Source organism: Sutcliffiella horikoshii (genome assembly GCF_044809035.1).
Classification (GTDB): Bacteria; Bacillota; Bacilli; order Bacillales; family Bacillaceae_I; genus Sutcliffiella_A; species Sutcliffiella_A horikoshii_G.
Map to the genome: position 1 here is coordinate 1,351,374 of NZ_CP085237.1, position 15,675 is coordinate 1,367,048.

Annotated in this window: 17 protein-coding genes; 8 read left to right on the forward strand and 9 right to left on the reverse strand. The window is 39.9% G+C overall.

Annotated elements, in window-relative coordinates; all coding sequences use genetic code 11:
• The first annotated feature begins 133 nt into the window (after positions 1–133).
• The 4 genes from LG307_RS07115 (at position 134) to LG307_RS07130 (ending at position 3,274) form a co-directional block, all read left to right on the forward strand.
• Positions 134–1,273, forward strand: a complete 1,140-nt coding sequence (locus tag LG307_RS07115) for a glycosyltransferase family 4 protein (protein ID WP_404449339.1) — start codon at positions 134–136, stop codon at positions 1,271–1,273.
• A gap of 34 nt (positions 1,274–1,307) precedes the next feature.
• On the forward strand, positions 1,308–2,351 hold the full coding sequence (locus LG307_RS07120; protein ID WP_404450404.1) for a CotS family spore coat protein: 1,044 nt from the start codon (positions 1,308–1,310) through the stop codon (positions 2,349–2,351).
• Position 2,352: 1 nt separating this feature from the next.
• On the forward strand, positions 2,353–2,829 hold the full coding sequence (locus LG307_RS07125) for a hypothetical protein (RefSeq protein WP_404449341.1): 477 nt from the start codon (positions 2,353–2,355) through the stop codon (positions 2,827–2,829).
• Between the two features lie 70 nt (positions 2,830–2,899).
• Positions 2,900–3,274 carry a hypothetical protein gene (locus LG307_RS07130; protein ID WP_404449342.1) on the forward strand — a complete coding sequence of 125 codons (375 nt, stop codon included), beginning with the start codon at positions 2,900–2,902 and terminating at the stop codon, positions 3,272–3,274.
• 62 nt (positions 3,275–3,336) lie between these two features.
• Here LG307_RS07130 and LG307_RS07135 read toward each other — a convergent pair whose 3' ends face one another.
• From LG307_RS07135 to LG307_RS07145, 3 genes are read right to left on the reverse strand one after another with little or no spacing between them, the layout of a single operon-like run.
• Positions 3,337–4,473, reverse strand: a complete 1,137-nt coding sequence (locus LG307_RS07135) for a glycosyltransferase family 4 protein (RefSeq protein ID WP_404449344.1) — start codon at positions 4,471–4,473, stop codon at positions 3,337–3,339.
• Entirely contained in the window at positions 4,470–5,426 is a 957-nt protein-coding gene (locus tag LG307_RS07140; protein WP_404449345.1) for an NAD-dependent epimerase/dehydratase family protein, read from the reverse strand. The genes LG307_RS07135 and LG307_RS07140 overlap by 4 nt, the downstream gene beginning before the upstream one ends.
• The gene (locus LG307_RS07145; RefSeq protein WP_404449347.1) at positions 5,423–6,712 is read right to left on the reverse strand and encodes a UDP-glucose dehydrogenase family protein; all 1,290 of its coding nucleotides are present in this window, start codon (positions 6,710–6,712) and stop codon (positions 5,423–5,425) included. Before LG307_RS07145 ends, LG307_RS07140 begins: the two co-directional genes overlap by 4 nt.
• Before the next feature lie 204 nt (positions 6,713–6,916).
• Between LG307_RS07145 and LG307_RS07150 the strand changes: the two genes are divergently transcribed.
• The 3 genes from LG307_RS07150 (at position 6,917) to LG307_RS07160 (ending at position 9,653) form a co-directional block, all read left to right on the forward strand.
• The gene (locus tag LG307_RS07150; RefSeq protein WP_404449349.1) at positions 6,917–7,735 is read left to right on the forward strand and encodes a UTP--glucose-1-phosphate uridylyltransferase; all 819 of its coding nucleotides are present in this window, start codon (positions 6,917–6,919) and stop codon (positions 7,733–7,735) included.
• A gap of 211 nt (positions 7,736–7,946) precedes the next feature.
• A complete protein-coding gene (locus LG307_RS07155) occupies positions 7,947–9,371 on the forward strand; it encodes an N-acetylmuramoyl-L-alanine amidase (protein ID WP_404449351.1) in 1,425 nt (474 codons plus the stop codon).
• 87 nt (positions 9,372–9,458) lie between these two features.
• Complete coding sequence (locus tag LG307_RS07160) at positions 9,459–9,653, forward strand: hypothetical protein (protein WP_404449353.1); 195 nt, start codon at positions 9,459–9,461, stop codon at positions 9,651–9,653.
• A 64-nt stretch (positions 9,654–9,717) separates the two neighbouring features.
• Here the strand turns inward: LG307_RS07160 and LG307_RS07165 are convergent, their stop codons facing one another.
• From LG307_RS07165 to LG307_RS07180, 4 genes are read right to left on the reverse strand one after another with little or no spacing between them, the layout of a single operon-like run.
• Positions 9,718–10,716 carry a glycosyltransferase gene (locus tag LG307_RS07165; RefSeq protein ID WP_404449354.1) on the reverse strand — a complete coding sequence of 333 codons (999 nt, stop codon included), beginning with the start codon at positions 10,714–10,716 and terminating at the stop codon, positions 9,718–9,720.
• The gene (locus LG307_RS07170) at positions 10,709–11,839 is read right to left on the reverse strand and encodes a polysaccharide pyruvyl transferase family protein (protein ID WP_404449356.1); all 1,131 of its coding nucleotides are present in this window, start codon (positions 11,837–11,839) and stop codon (positions 10,709–10,711) included. The genes LG307_RS07165 and LG307_RS07170 overlap by 8 nt, the downstream gene beginning before the upstream one ends.
• Positions 11,836–12,924 (reverse strand): non-hydrolyzing UDP-N-acetylglucosamine 2-epimerase, encoded by a 1,089-nt coding sequence (gene wecB / locus LG307_RS07175; RefSeq protein WP_404449358.1) that lies wholly within the window; start codon positions 12,922–12,924, stop codon positions 11,836–11,838. The genes LG307_RS07170 and wecB overlap by 4 nt, the downstream gene beginning before the upstream one ends.
• Complete coding sequence (locus tag LG307_RS07180) at positions 12,921–13,946, reverse strand: glycosyltransferase (protein WP_404449360.1); 1,026 nt, start codon at positions 13,944–13,946, stop codon at positions 12,921–12,923. The genes wecB and LG307_RS07180 overlap by 4 nt, the downstream gene beginning before the upstream one ends.
• A gap of 85 nt (positions 13,947–14,031) precedes the next feature.
• On the opposite strand from LG307_RS07180, the gene LG307_RS07185 reads away from it, so the two are divergent.
• A complete protein-coding gene (locus LG307_RS07185) occupies positions 14,032–14,733 on the forward strand; it encodes a glycosyltransferase family 2 protein (RefSeq protein WP_404449362.1) in 702 nt (233 codons plus the stop codon).
• Positions 14,734–14,773: 40 nt separating this feature from the next.
• On the opposite strand, the gene LG307_RS07190 is transcribed toward LG307_RS07185, so the two are convergent.
• Together LG307_RS07190 and LG307_RS07195 are read right to left on the reverse strand one after the other, a co-directional pair.
• On the reverse strand, positions 14,774–14,986 hold the full coding sequence (locus LG307_RS07190) for a hypothetical protein (RefSeq protein ID WP_404449364.1): 213 nt from the start codon (positions 14,984–14,986) through the stop codon (positions 14,774–14,776).
• 19 nt (positions 14,987–15,005) lie between these two features.
• The gene (locus LG307_RS07195) at positions 15,006–15,401 is read right to left on the reverse strand and encodes a hypothetical protein (RefSeq protein ID WP_404449366.1); all 396 of its coding nucleotides are present in this window, start codon (positions 15,399–15,401) and stop codon (positions 15,006–15,008) included.
• Between the last annotated feature and the right edge of the window lie 274 nt (positions 15,402–15,675).

Sequence of the window (15,675 nt, forward strand, 5' to 3'; positions counted from 1 at the left end):
TTTTTTCACCGGATGCTTACTAATTAAGGTAATTGCCCTTTTTCCCAAAAGAATAAGAGGAAAAGGTACTTTTAAACCTGCTCATCCATACCATACTTATAAACTACCGTTTTTAGGTAAAAGGAGGTCACAAATGAAAATAGCCTATATTGCTACAGAAAAACTTCCGGTACCGGCAATTCGTGGTGGTGCAATTCAAATATATATTGACTCTGTTGCTGCCATTATTGGAAAAAACCATGATGTTACCATTTTTTCTATTCAGCATGAGGAACTGGAGAAGCAGGAGAAGAGAGGAAATGTACGCTACATTCGTTTTGACGAAAAAAATTATCTGACTTCAATTATTACTCATCTTCAACAAGAAACCTACGATGTCATCCATTTATGTAATCGCCCGTTATGGGTGAAATCGGTAAAGGAAGCGACACCTGCATCCAAAATAGTATTAAGTGTCCATAACGAAATGTTTACTTATGAGAAATTGAGTGATCAAGAAGGAAAAGAGTGCTTAAACCTTGTGTCAAAGGTAGTTACAGTCAGTGACTTTATCGGAAGAACCATTACAGATCGATTTCCATTTGCAAAATCAAAAGTAAAAACCGTATATTCTGGAGTAGATTTAGATACATTCCAGCCACCCTGGACTTCAAAGGGAGGTCAGGGGAGAAGCAGTATAAGAAGCGAGCTGGGACTTTCGAATAGAAAGGTAATTCTTTTTGTAGGAAGGCTCAGTAAGGTAAAAGGACCTCATATTTTATTACAAGCTCTTCCGTCTATAAAAAAAGAGCACCAAAATGTCACGATGGTATTCATTGGATCCAAGTGGTTTGGTGATGATCAGGTAAATAATTACGTTAAACATCTTTATACACTTGGTGCTATGTATCAAGAAAATGTAATGTTCATTAAGTTTGTTAAACCAGTGGATATTCCGAAATTATTTGCCATGTCAGATGTATTTGTATGCTCTTCCCAATGGCAGGAACCACTAGCGCGTGTTCATTATGAAGCCATGGCTGCCGGGTTGCCAATTATAACGAGTAAGCGTGGTGGGAATCCCGAGGTCATCAATGAGGGGAAAAACGGTTATGTTGTTGATCAATTCGAAGATCCTGAAAGTTATGCGACTCTAATTAACTCCTTATTACATGATTCCAATAAGAGAGAAAGACTAGGAAGATATGGGCGTGAAAAAGTAGAAAGGGACTTCAGCTGGAGGAATGTAGAGAATAATCTGATGGCGGTGTATAAAGAAGCCACTGGTAATTAAAGAGAGGTGATGACTTTTGGAACAAAATCATGAGATGGAAAAAGATCACTTGCAACTAGTACTGAATTTTTATCCGTTGGAAATTTCCGATGTTCGGCTAATATCCAGCAGAAGCGGGAGAACTACTTGGGAAGTTGATACCACCGAAGGGAAAAAGATTTTAAAGCAAGCAAGCATGAAGCCAGAGAGAATGCTATTTATAGCTGGGGCTCACCAGCATCTACACCAAAAAGGGCTTGCAATAACACCGATTCATGAAACAAAAAATGGTGGGATCTGCATTGGAGCAGGGTCGGTTAGTTATGTGCTGTTCGATAAAGTAGAAGGCAATGAAGTGATTTATTACAACAAAGAGCAAATGCTAAAGGCCATGGAATTTGCTGGTAACTTCTATCAAGCTTCAAAAGGATATGTTCCGGCGGAAGAGAGTAAAACACGAAGCAGACTAGGTAAGTGGCATAAATTATTTCGTTGGAAACTTCAAGAGCTGGAAGGAAATAAAACGATTGCCCAATCGTATCCTGATGATGTATTCTCCCTATTATTTTTAGAACATGTAGATGAAATGATTTCCCGGGCACAATCGGCATTGACTGCTCTGGAAGAACCAATCTATACGGATATTTCCAGAGAGGTCAGTAGTTTAAAAGGCTTCTGTCAGCAAGATTTCACTTTAGCAAGATTCACAGAAGTGGAAGACGCCCTGTTTATGAAGGAGCTACACTCGGTAACTTATGATCTACCAACCCGTGATATACGAATAATTTTAAACAAAATGATGAAGAAGTTTTCTGTTTGGGATGAGAACCTTGTATTTGATTTATTACGCGCCTATCAAATAACTAATCCGTTGACTGAGGAGTACTACCGTATTCTCTCAATCGATTTAAAATTTCCTCATCTTTTTTGTGCGATTGCCCATAAATATTTTTTAGCCCAAAAAAGGTCATGGTCAGATGAAAAATATATCTGGGCATTACAGAATATCATTGCACTTGAAGAGTCCAAGGGTAACTTCCTAAACCGCTATCCTTCCATTTTTAAAGAAATCATTTCTTCAAACAAAGGGGGGATCTAAAATGGCAGAAAGTCCTAAAATACCAAAGTTGGAGCTGGAAAAATTCACCTTCTCGCCTCCAGGTCCAATGGGATGGAATATGGCAGAATATGAAAAAATGCTGCAAAATCCTGACCAGCTTGTATTAAACGAGACAACTGTTAATTCTCAGTTGCACTCCCTGCTAAAGCACGAATTAGTGGAGCTGTCGATGAATGGAGCATTGAAGGATCAAGTACAGGTGTCGATAAAAAAGGAAACTCTTTCAGAAAATGATAAAGTTGTTGACCAGAATATCATTATGGAAAATGAAGAAGCTGCAGAACCTGAATTTTCTCCAAACAATGATGAATTAGAAGACAATGAAGAAATCATTGAAGAAGAAGAAAAAATCCCGGTTTCCAATATAAAAGTAACCATAATCGTGGAGGAAAAAGCCTTAAAGTTACCTTTGATTACCTTTAAGTCAACCTCTAGTCAAAAAAGGCGCGGAAATTAAAAAATGTGTTCATTAAAGGTCTAGGTAATTGCATAAATTGGTAATATATCAATTATTTATATGAGTAGGAGTGAGAAGAATGTCAAATGAATTACGGAAAGCAAAATTGAAACTTGATTTTGACAATGGTTTTAGTTTATCTCCAGATCTTAGTGCAGAAGAAGCTTTAAATGCTCTTTTAAAATCAATTAGAGATGGAGAAGTAGCTGAGGTGAAAATTGCCGCAGAGTATAGTGATGGTTTAAAAAAGGATTATCATTATGACGACGAAGATGAAGATGAAGATGATGACGATGACGATGACGAGGATGAAGAGGTAGAAGAAGCTGACGACGAAGACGAAGATGAAGACGAAGATGAAGATGACGATGACGAAGATGACGAAGATGACGAAGATGACGACGATGACGAAGATGACGAAGATGACGAAGAAGAAGAGGAATAGAGAAATACGAAATAAGTGCCAGAATCCTTTAACGGGAATCTGGCACTTTTCTCTTTGTTGAATTAGAGTATTGCCTTCTCATATACAGCAATAAGGCGATCGGCAACGTGTTTGAAGGTGAAGTTGACCTCAATGAATTTTCTTCCATTATGGCAAATCCATCCACAAATTTCCGGCTCTTTGAGTACATAATGTATAGATTTTGCAAAAGCGGAAGGGTTACTGTAATCGTCAATAATCAAACCATTGAAGTTATCAAGGATTACTTCTGCATTTCCGCCCCGATTTGTAGTAATCAATGGAATTCCAGCTGCCATAGCCTCATAGTGCACTCTTGCTAATGGTTCATTCCATTGGGAGCTGCATACAAACACATCCCCGGAGATAAATGCTTCATGGATTAATTCTGCAGGAATGTACTTGGTGAATATCACCTTCTCTTTTAACAGCTGAGCTAATTTGTATAGGGAACGCACATAGCTATTCATACCATCGTCACTGAACCATTTTCCCCCCACTATCAGCAATACAAGATTATCGTGTTTTTTTTCTAATGCTTGCATTGCTTGGATAAGTAAGTGTGGACCTTTCGTTTTACTTAAACGCCCAACAAAAAGAATGACTTTTTTATCTTCTAGATTGTACCTCTTGCGAAAATTACTTCTTATCTGCTGCCATTCTTTACTTTTTCTTAATGGATAAGAGGACAAATCCACCCCGGAGTACACGACCCTTATTTTGTATTCTGCTTTCGGGAAGCGTTTGATAACCGTTTCTTTAATATAGTTACTGACTGTCGTAATGGCACTAACGACCTCCACCACTTCCTCCCCCTCGGCTTCAGAAAGTTTTTTTATCGAAAACATATCATTGTGAAGGCTTAAGACGATCTTACTACCTGGAGATGAGTGTTTATATAGTAGGACATTTTTCGGCCTGTTACATACATGGATCACATCAAATTGATGACACATCAGTTCGTTCGCAACATGTAGGCGATACTCTTCACGAGGGAAGCGAATATATCGGACACCATTTACTTCTTCATGATCAGGAAGTTCTGGATCCGACACAGAAAAAATGGTTAACTCATATACCTTTGATAGATAAGGGGTCACCCCGTCAATCATCATTTGAATGGCCCCTCCTTTTATCGAGGGTGCCGGAAGCTTCTCTGTACAAATAATCGCTAATTTCATGTCCGCATTTCTCCATATAAGTTCTTCAAATAATGGTATTCCCTTTCCAGTCCTTCTGTTAAGGGCATTGAGGGTGAATAATTAAGCAATTTCTCAGCTTTACCAACATCCGCCCATGTGTGCTTTGGCTCTCCTTTTACCGTATCAGAGAAAGTTAGCAAAGCTTTTTTCCCTGTAATATGTTCTAATATTGCGATGATTTCCAGTACAGATGCTCTTTCTTTGCCACCAATATTAATAGTTTCACCTATCGCTTCGCCCGAGGTTAATGCCGCTTTCGTTGCTGTCACACAATCATCGATATAGGTAAAATCCCTCGACTGCAACCCATCTCCAAAAACAGTGATGTGCTGTTTTGTCAGCAGTTGTTTGATGAAGCGATGGAAAGCCATGTCAGGTCGCTGTCTAGGTCCATAAACGGTAAAGTAGCGCAATATGACAAGTGGAAGTCCAAAGCTTTCTTCATAAACTCTGCATAAATGCTCCCCGGAAAGCTTTGTTATGCCATAGGGTGACAACGGTGCTGTAATTGCTGCTTCTGATACCTTTCCAGCTTTTTCTCCATATACAGAGGATGTGGATATATAGATGAATCGCTTAATGCTATAATCTTTGGCAGCTTCCAATAGGCGTTGTGTCATGAGGATGTTATGGTTCACGTAAGGGGTAAATTCTTCTCCCCAGCTCGTTCTCACCCCAGGTATTGCTGCCAGGTGATAGATGACATCCACACCTTTTAATAGTTGATGAAGGTCACAGTGTAATAGATTCAAATCTTGAAAGGTGAAGAAAGAGTGCTTTTTTAATGCTTGAATGTTCTTCTGTTTGAAGGATGGTGGTGTAGGACCGATGAAGGTATCCACTCCGATTACTTCGCAGGTTGGCTCCAGTAGTAGTTTTTCACATAGGTGCGAGCCTATAAAACCGGCAGCTCCCGTAACTAAAACTCTCATCCACGTCCCACCCCTTTATAGTTCAGTCCAAATCCTAATACTTCTTCCCTATTTATACAGTTTCTGCCGTCGAGGATTAGATTACCCTTAATATGTGCTTTAACATGCTTCCAGTCTAGTTGACATATCTCCGGCCAATCTGTGGCGATGATAACCGCTTCTGAATCAATATAGGATGATTTCAGTGATTTATGCTGAGTGGCTATATGACGTAAATCAGCCGGTAAAAACGCTTTCGGATCATACGTATGGACATCGGCTCCAAGGGAATGCAGCTGTTGAATAAGTGCTATAGCAGGGGAATGCCTTATATCATCTGTATTCGGTTTAAACGCTATTCCAAGAACGGTCACTTTTTTATCCAGGATAGAAGGAAGCTCCTCTTGCAATTTTTTTATATTCCATTCCAGTTGGGTGGAATTTACTTCATGCACCGCATCCAAAATGGGGGTTTTGACTAATTTGGCAGCAGCAATATGCTGCAATGCTTGTAAATCCTTTGGAAAACAAGACCCACCGTAGCCTATCCCAGCTTGAAGAAAAAGCGGGCCGATCCTTGGATCTGTTCCCAAGCCTTTTGCAACATCCAAGACATCCGCTCCATAAAAGTCGCAAATTCGAGCAATCTCATTTATAAATGAAATTTTAGTTGCAAGAAAGGCGTTTGATGCATACTTGATCATTTCTGCTCCATTCCAGCTTGTAACGATAAATGGGGAGCTTAAAGATTGATAAATATCCCTTATAATCACTTCCGATCGTTTATCATCTTCTGCTATCCCAATAACCGTTCTATCTGGATGGAACATATCATTTATGGCAGAACCCTCCCGCAGAAATTCAGGGTTGGACACGATATTATACATGAAAGGGGAAACTCCTTTTGCCAGCAGATACTGGTGCATTTTTTGATTTGTTCCAGGTGGCACGGTGCTTTTAATAATGATGGTTTTATAACTTTGAAGATGTTGTGCAATGGTTGTGAAAACAGATTGAAGAAAACTCAAATCAGTGCTTCCGTCTATTAAACTAGGAGTTCCTACTGTCACAAAGATGACGGTACACCTCTGAATAGAATCAGGTAGATTTGTTGAAAAAGTTATTTTATCGCTATTTTTACAGATTAATTCTTTTAATTGCGGCTCGTAAATAGGAACATTCCCTTCTTGAAGCTTCTTTATTTTATCTGAATTGATATCCACACAATGAATAAGATGTCCGAATTCCGCCAGTACGGCAGAGGTGGTGAGGCCTACATAACCGGCCCCTATGATGCAGATGTTCAAGGCTTACACTCCCTTTTGGTTTAACCAATATAAACCAGGCAATTTCATTTTATATACTATTACTGGACAAAGGGGGAGTGTGACGAATACACCGCCCAAAAGAAATTAAGGAAACTGAGTATAACGCCCTTTTTCCATAAGACAACATTCTGGTTTATTAATAATGAATACGATAAAAAAAAGACAGGAATTGAGGGGTTTAGTGTGGTGAAAAAAGCGATAATTCCAGCAGCAGGCTACGGGACACGGGGCTTACCCATCACAAAGGTACTCCCTAAAGAAATGTTCCCGATAGGTTTAAAGCCTGCAATTCACTATGTAGTGGAAGAAGCAATCGAATCAGGGATTGAACAAATATTGATGATTGTATCAAGAAAGAAAAACATGATTGTTGATTACTTTGATGATTCCTTAGAGCTTGAAGCCTTTCTGGAAAGGGAAAACAAACATCATCTAATTGAAATTGTCCCCATACCTTCAGTCCCGATTCATTATATCCGTCAACCATATGCAAAAGGTTTGGGAGATGCAATAAGAGTCGGTAAGTCATTTATTGGGGATGAGCCATTTGCCGTACTTTTGCCGGATGATATTATGATTTCAGAAAAGGAACCTGCTTTAAAACAACTTATAAACCAGTTCAATAAATATGGAAAAACAGTCATTGGAATAAAAGAAGTGGAAGAGTCGAAATTGAAGAACTACGGTGTGATAAGTGGCAAGGTAGAAGGAAAAGGTTTATTTAAATTGGAGGATATAGTAGAAAAACCAAGTAAGAATGCGCCTTCCAATTATGCGGTGATTGGCAGATATGTTTTTACTCCTGAGATTCTTTCCATATTGGATGATAAACAACAACCCGCAGGAGGAGAGCTGCAGCTAACTGATGCAATCAAAGATCTGTTATCAAAAGAAGATTGTTTTGGAAAAGTGGTTGACGGTGAGCGGTTTGATATCGGCATATATGAAGAGTATTTAAATTTAGTTAATACTATCGAGCAAGCTAGGAAAAGGAAAAAGTAAAGATGTCAGGACAAATATTTCTGACATTTTGTTCTGAAATAAATTAGGACTGGCTGTAGCCCAGCGGAGTTGATTTCATACTTAAGTTGATAGATTTGCCTCTGGTTCAATTCTTCTGATTATTCTATTAAAAAAAGACTGCGATCTCCTCATTCACCCAATCCCCCTCCCGAATCTAGCATATTCTATAGCAAAAGGAGGGAATCACCAGATGAAATTGATAGTGTTAGACCCTGGTCATGGTGGACAGGATCCGGGGGCTGTGTTTCAGAGGCTCCAAGAAAAAGTAGTGAATTTAGATATTGCCAAACGGGTGAGAACATATTTGGAGAAAGAATACGAAGCGAAGGTGATGATGACAAGGGAGGGGGACACGACGGTCAGTCTTGAGGCTAGATCCAATCTCGCAAACTCTGTTAAAGCCGATTACTTCTGTTCCATTCATCATAATGCCGGTGGAGGAACAGGCTTCGAAAGCTATCGTTACAATGGAACCAACGCTTTCTCTAGTAATGCTAAGACTTTTCAGGAAATCCTTCATAGAGAAGTCATTAATGTGGTCACAGGTAAATACAATAGAAGAGATAGAGGAGTCAAAGCGGCGAACTTCCATGTCTTAAGAGAGACGTCGATGCCATCTGTTCTGTTGGAAATTCTGTTTCTAGATAGCACCGAGGATAGAGCGCTCATCCAGCATGAATCGTTTAAAGAGGATGTGTCGGCTGCTATCGGGGAAGGTCTTGCCAAAGCTTTGGCCCTGCCAAGGAAGGTGACCACTAATTTGTATAAAGTAATTGCGGGTTCATTTAAAGATAAGAAAAATGCGGACGCTAGACTTACCTTTCTACAGGAAAAAGGAATTAGTGCATTCGTTGCCACTACCACATTAAACGGTGCTCCATATTTTCGTGTGCAAGCGGGTGCATTTAAAGAACGAGATAATGCTGAAAAATTTGTGGAACAAATCAAAAGATTAGGAGTAGAGGCATTCATCCTAGCGGAAACCACTATGTCACAAGCTCCAATTCCTCCAGTTAATCCAACACCAACGATACCACCAACACCACCAAACGCTCCAAAGTCGACCGTACTTTCTATTGAAGGTACATCAGCCCTTAAAGCAGAAGAGCTTGATACCTTTGTCAAAGCGATCAATCCGAAAGCACCTTTGCTTGGAGAGTACTATTTTGAACTTGGAGAAGCATATAACATCAGAGGGGATGTTGCTTTCGCACAGGCAATTCATGAAACCAATTACTTCCGTTTCACGGGAATTGTCAAACCAGCCCAGAACAACTACGCAGGTATCGGTGCGACAGGTGGAGAAGTGAGAGGGGCCACGTTTGCGACACCTGAAGAAGGGGTACTTGCTCATATTCAGCACTTGTATGCTTATGCAAATCGCGAACCGCTACCCAGTACCTATCCTAAAGTAGATCCGCGTTTTGACCTTGTCACAAGAGGCATTGCCCCTGGTTGGATTGATTTAAACGGGCGTTGGGCCGTACCAGGAACACAGTACGGACAATTAATTTTGAAAATATATGAAAAAATGCTGGAAGAAACGATAACGGTTAAACAAGTAGAGTTAGAAAAGATGAGGGATGTGCTGGTGGAACTAAGAAACTCCAATTGAACGACCTTTGCTAATTCACTCATGAGCCTGGTTATGCAAGCATATGCTAAATATATGATGCTAATTCTTTAAGGGAGTGAGTAAAAGATGTCCATTGAAGTGCAGCATGCTAATTTAAAAGTTGCCTTTAATAAAGGGTTCACACTTTCGCCGGAGCTTAGTGCGGAAGAGGCGTTAAAGGCCGTGTTGCAAGCAGTCAAGAATGGTGAGGCAAAAGAGGTAAATATAGCCGTGGAATATAGCGAAGCAAATGCAGATGACTTTTCGGATTCAGAAGAATAGCTACTAGAACATCAAATGAAGAAAGAAGTCCTTTACAGCAGCAAGCTCTGTAAAGGACCTTTTTTTATATTGGTGGCCATTTTTTTTCAGGGGTTTTGAGTCGCACTTCTTTGAAGAAAGTCTCTAACCGATGTTTCCACGTGTGATTGTCCGCACATTTTTTTTGTCCTGCGAGCCCAATTGCTTCTGCTTCATCAGTGTGTTGTAGGAAGTATCGGATTTTCTTCATTAGATCTGCCTGATCAGAGTATGCGATTATTTCTTTTCCGTACTCGAAAAAGTGTTCCATCTCCTCAAAATACTCCGTAAAGATAAGTCTTCCCGTTGCAGCGGCTTCAAAAATCCCCACTTTTACATTGGTGTATCCAGCACCTGTCAGAGGAAAATTGACGACCATTTTTGTGGAGTACATGGCTTTGAACCATTCATCATCATAAACTGGCCCCATGGACGGGATGGGCCATCCTCTTCCAAATATTTTACAACGGAAGTTTTCTTGAAGCGCTTTAGCTGTTTCTAATCGGTTGGGACGAAAGTGTCCAATAATGGAAACATCAGATTTATACTTAAAGATAGGTCTGTGGGGGGTGAAAAACCTCGAATCAATTGCAAAAGGCATATAATGGGTGTTGTGGATCCCCGCATTCTTGTACATCTCTATAGCGAGAGGAGAATTTGTTGTGTGGTGATCAAATTCTCCTACGAAGGATTGGACGGTTGGGAATACGTCTGGATCACTTAAGGTGAAGCCGATAATAGAACAATATTTTTTCAGCTCATCAAGTACAGGCTTCTCGAATGTCAGTCCGCCGGCGCAGAATAAAATAACATCTGGCTCAAACGCGATGATTTCCTCTTTTATTAATTCCCATTTCACGTAGACAGGTCCGTGTCCACCAAAGTTTTTATGAGGGTTATAGATTAAAGAAGGACGTTGTGAGAGATTAATTTCTAATAACTCATGTCCATGTTCCTCTAATCCTAAATATATACTTTTTACTATGCCGGTTCTTCCTTCTGTATATCTACCAATAAAGACAATTTTCAACACAGTATCAGTCATGTTTACTCAACTCAATTGCTTTTATAAGGGTCTCTTTATTCATCTTTTCACGTTCCTTAAGGATAGTGAGTTTATCCTGAATAACTTTTTTATGATGATTAGGTTGGTTTAAAATGTCTTGGATAATCTGCTTCATTGGAGAGAAAGCAAAGTTGGATAGGGAATGGCAATAGTCAGTTAAATGTAGCTCTTGAAAGAATTGTTCTACTTTCCCGTCGTAAGATATTCCCACACTCGGGACTCCTTCATAGATGCAAAAAATATTTGCATGAAGACGCATGGCAATCATGAGATCGAGCTGTTGACAAAGGTATTTATATTCCTTTGGTGACGAACTATAGGGGAGCACTTCTGCATCTCCAAGCTTCTTGGCGATTTGTTCTGCTTTCACAACTTCTGAGGGGAGCTTGTTAAAGGGCATTACATAATAGGTAATAGGTAAAGTTTTAGACAACATTCGAAGATAACGGATCAACCGTTGTTGAAATACCTTTGCGTCATGTTCTGCGTATGTCCAGTTGCGAAGGTTAACGCCGATTTTCAGCAGTTTGTTGTTTTTTATAACTTCCGCTGCTGAAGCATAAGTAGAATCAAGACGCGTTACAGGATCTGCTGTTAGCAATTGTTTTGTGATGCCGACTTCTTTTAGTAGTTGGAAAGACTCCATATCTCTGACGGTTATGTCATCTGCCAATTCACCGATCCATTTCATCGCTATTCTGGAGGCTGGTTGGTCAAGCGGGCCAACCCCGATTCCGTAAAACATGACACGTTTAGCCATCATTTTCGCAAGGATGATTGGGTATGTGTAGTAATTGATTGCCCCTCGTTGATTTGTAAAGAGATTGGCGGGATCAAACGAGTTATAATCCTGAAAAAGACCTCCGCCGCCAACAAGCAAAAGAGAGCAAGTTTCAAGTTCTTTGCTTACACTTGGAATGTCTGATCCCAGCACATAGTGAATGGATTCTTTCCCGTAATAGGCAGGGATATTCTTGGATCGGATGCTTACTACAATCTCAAAAGTGTCGTTTATTTCTTTTATCGTTTCAATCATTGCCTCAAGGATGGCGTCATCTCCTGCATTTCCAGCTCCGTAAAAGCCATGGATGAATAGTTTCACGTTGATCCTCCTGTCATGATGTCGATGATGTTTGCGCTGATTCCAGCAGATCCGTATGGGTGATTCCAAACTGCTGGAGTGTTTAATATGGTCTCCACTGACTGAATTATTTTAAAAGAGTCAAAACCTGCAAGTGTATTGGCTCCACATTCAACTGTTTCAGGGCGTTCCGTATTATCACGAAGCGTGATGCATGGTGTTCCTAGAATGCAAGATTCTTCTTGCAACCCGCCACTATCTGTTAGCACAATTTTGGCATGTTGTTGCAGATGGATAGTTTCATGAAAATTTGGTGGGGGATCTAACACGAGAATGTTTGGATGATTTTTCAAATGCCCTAACAAATTATTCTTGATAAGTATTTTCTTTGTTCTAGGGTGTAGCGCCAAGACAACTTTAAGGGATGTTTGAGTTGCTAATTGTTGCAGGGCCTCCATTATCCCGTTTAAACGCTTACTGTTATCTGTATTTTCCTGGCGGTGACACGTAGCAAATAAATAGGATTTTGATTTCAACGAATGTTTATCCAAAATGCTTGGAGGAACACCATTTGAAATATAAGTAACCGCATCGACAATAGACTGACCCACAAGATGGATGCCCGTGTTTATGCCTTCCTTTTTTAAATTTTCCACCGAGCCTTCGGTAGGACAGAAAAGGTAGTAAGAAAGGTGGTCCACGATAACTCTATTGGTTTCCTCCGGCATGGACCTGTCATAGCTCCTTAATCCAGCTTCCACATGCGCAATTTTTGCATTTGTTTTACAGGCAGCAAGACTTGCAGCAAGTGTGGTGTTTGTATCCCCATGCACGACAACAAGATTAATGTTCTGTTTTATAATAAGTTCTTCCATCTGTACCATGATTTTAGCGGTTGTTTCACTATGGGAACCAGACCCCACGCCCAAATGATGGTCTGGTGTTGGGAGTTTAAACAACTCCATCACCATGCCATCCATAAAATAATCGTAATGCTGGCCAGAATGAATGAAGAGATGGTTAGGGTCTCGCTTTTTTAGTTCCTTGATCAAGACGGCCATTTTTATCAACTCTGGCCTCGTTCCCACTATGACGGCTATTTTCATAACACCTGGTCGTCCTCTCCATTGCTTTTATTTAGAATGCTTTCTATTAATGAAAGAATGCTATTGCATCGGTGATCCCAAGTGTTGGATAACGCAATCTGTCGACGAGGGCCGGAATCACCTGGCTCCTTTAAAAGACTTTTTACTTTTGCAATGAAGTCCAAGTGACTGGTACCGATGGAAATAACTTCTTCATACTTTCTACACTCTGGTATGTTACTGGACACGACTGGTTTACCAGTGGCAAGGTATTCATACATTTTCACGGGATTTGTTGCCAGTGTTATAGAGTTAATCTTAAAAGGAATGAGGCAGACGGAAAATGTTTGAAGGTGTGCTGCTAATTCGCTGTGTGGAAGATGTCCTAAATACGTGATATTAGGGACATCATGCAAACGGAATTTCTTATCGAATTCAATCCCTATTATTACAATATTGCTCGTTGGTACTGCATATGCAAGCTTACGTATCAACACTTCATCGACCCATGGTGCCCATGCTCCGATATAGCCGATAATCTTGTTATTGTTCTCCGCAAAATTATTTTTTAAATGAAGTCCCATGCTTTCGTCATAGGCATTGGGAACAAGTTTAATCAATTTATCAGGATACATCTTCTTTAACCGGTCATAAATGCGGTCGGCTGTGCATGTAATGGCATCGGCTTTAGCTACCATCGCTTTTTCATATTGCAATGCAATCGCAAAGTCATCTACACAGTCGTAGATGATCCAATCTGATTCATATACATCTAAGGTATCCGCTAGTTTGGACCATGAACACCATACACCAACACGGCCCTTCTTTTTGTATCTAAAAAGGGGAAGTATTTCGGTTACCCATTGATCGTGATTATGAACAAGATAAAGATTAGAAGAGAGTTGTTCCATGTCACAATCCTTTTGGGTTTTATTACAGTAAAAAACCAAATATCCTTTTGAAGCAAACTGTGTCATCAATTGTTGTGGACGTTGCTTCATGAAAGTCCAATCAATGGTAGGCGGAAAAATAATAATGTCCAATGTCATCCCTCTTTTCCAACGTCTACAAGTTCATAAATGAACATAATCTTTATATTGTATGTATAGGGGAGAGGTGGGGTACACATTGAACCCGAAATTCAGTGTGGTGATCTGCACATATAATGATGCAGAATATTTGTCAAAGGCAATAGAAAGCGTGATGGACCAGACAAGGTCTATTTGGGAGTTGATTATCGTTAATGATGGATCAACGGATGATACGGCAAAAATACTTGAACCATTTAAGGAAAAACCAAATGTTCATATCCTTTCTTTGGTCGTAAATCAGGGAAAGTCAACTTGTTTGAATATCGCATTGCAAGCAGCAAAAGGTAGATGGTTGGTAGAGCTTGATTCTGATGATTGGTTGCCAAAGAAGACATTAGAAATTCTAAATGAGCTCGTAGAAAATGGCGTTGCGTATTATGGGAATTATGCCGAGTGGAGAGAACATTACCGGAGTAAAGAGCTCACACTTTCTAAAATTGTGAAAGGCATGTCGGATTTCAACGTGAAAAGTTATTTAGAGAATGCATATCCTCTTGCACCGCGGATATATCGAGTAGATACACTACGGAAGGTTGGAGGGTGGCATACAAACGATATTTACCAAGGCAGGTTGTATGAGGATGTTTATATTCTGTGCGCAGTTAGTAAACATGGAAAGGTAGTACACTTGGATGAACTCTTATATCATAGAAGGTTACGAAGAGGAAGTGTGACGGCAGGACAAAAGGATATGTTCGAGAAGTGGAGAGAGTGGGTTAAAGAGGAATTATCTATATAAAAGGAGACGATAGCTTTGTTTATCGTCTCCTTGTTGGTTGTTATAAGTTTAGTTCATTAATTACTCGAACACCTTGTACATTGTCGATTAAAATGGTTACGAGTTCGGTCGGAGTGACATAGGACCCGTTTTGCACTTCTACCACAAACGACTCACTACCAACCGAACGTAAACGACCGAACGGCGTTTGGTTCGGAAGGTAAACTTCAACTGCTCTATTTATATACTGAGCAAGTATTTGCGAAAAATTCACACTGATTCCTCCATTCTTATTAGATGGTTTCTACGCTTCTATATGGAATAATGAGGATGTCTCCCTCAGCTGTAAGTATTTCGGCTGCATCCGTACCTGCTGTCAGTACAGTCCCAGTTACCGTTCCAAACGTAGTAGCTACTGTGACAACCTCACCCTCATTTTCAATGAAAAATTCCCTTACTACTGGCGGAACGTCGTCGCCATTCTGTAATTGAGTAATCAACCTTCTATTCTCAGCAATCAATTGTGCATTGCGTGCAACTAACTCTTCTAAAATCTCAATTCTTTCCTCAAGTTCTCGGATCGTTGAGTTTGGATTGCAACTCCTATCTGGAGAAGGTCTTCTGGTGGAACATCTGAAACAGCCGCAACCACCTTCATGATTAGACCTCTCGACATATAGTACTCCCATTATAAAGCCTCCTTTTATTGTAAAATTGGCATCTTGACTCATTTACTAATCTATTCAACTTTAAATAATGTGTCCATGTACAAGTGCCCTTTTTTCTTTTAAGGCTAACTAGTACAAACGTTTTAACACCAAGCTGAATAATTTGTAAATAGACAAGAAGAAAGGAGTGAGAAGGAAGATGAAAGCTGTACGTGTGATGGGTCAAAAGAAACTGGTATCAGAAGAATTAATCGAAAAAAGAAACAAAAAACAAGAAAAGAAAAAGAAAACGTGG